Origin of the sequence: Mesorhizobium sp. M0998 (assembly GCF_040318885.1) — a bacterium.
In the GTDB taxonomy this organism is placed as follows: domain Bacteria; phylum Pseudomonadota; class Alphaproteobacteria; order Rhizobiales; family Rhizobiaceae; genus Mesorhizobium.
Genome location: NZ_JAMYND010000133.1, coordinates 1 through 636 on the forward strand (window position 1 = coordinate 1; position 636 = coordinate 636).

General features: G+C 65.1%; 2 protein-coding genes. Both read right to left on the reverse strand.

All coding sequences use genetic code 11. From position 1 onward, the window contains the following. Positions 1-73: 73 nt before the first annotated feature. A complete protein-coding gene (gene tnpB, locus NKH59_RS33425) occupies positions 74-271 on the reverse strand; it encodes an IS66 family insertion sequence element accessory protein TnpB (RefSeq protein ID WP_352452648.1) in 198 nt (65 codons plus the stop codon). Beyond that, positions 268-621 carry an IS66-like element accessory protein TnpA gene (gene tnpA / locus NKH59_RS33430; RefSeq protein ID WP_353024491.1) on the reverse strand — a complete coding sequence of 118 codons (354 nt, stop codon included), beginning with the start codon at positions 619-621 and terminating at the stop codon, positions 268-270. Before tnpA ends, tnpB begins: the two co-directional genes overlap by 4 nt. Positions 622-636 lie beyond the last annotated feature (15 nt).

Sequence of the window (636 nt, forward strand, 5' to 3'; positions counted from 1 at the left end):
CGTCGCCGGCGACCACGGCGTGCGTTTCCGACCGAACGACGCCGTTCTGCAACTGCTGAACAGCATCTAAATATTATGTGGCGGAAAAATCCGGACCGGCGGGCCTAGGCTGGCACCAGGAAGGCTCCGCCACATAATCTCGCCCGACGCATAAATGCGGATCCCGGCCCAACGTCTCCTGAACCTGCAGGGCGAGGCCTTGCATTCCGCGACGCATATCGGTCCGGCCGACCGCCAACCAGATCCGCACCTGGCTCGGAACCGGGATCATGAAACGCCCAGCGCCTTCACCATCGCCGCCGCCAGTGCCGGCGGCGTGGTCAGCGGAATCCGCAGCCGCACCTTGCCGGCGACCTCCAGCTCGATCACCGCTGGGGATGCCGCCGGCACCGAAGCGGCGACAGGCTCATCGGGAGCCACGACAACTTCGGCAAAGCCCGTCTCGCGGGCTCTCATCGTGCGGCGCCACTTATAAATCAGGCTGGTCGCGACATCGTACTGACGCGCTACCGCCGCCACCGTGGACCCGGGCGCGAATGCCGCGGCCAGGATCCGGCACTGATCCTCTTCACGCCAACGACGACGACGCTCCGGTCCGGTCAATAACGTCACATGGCTCATGCTGTGCTGCTAACT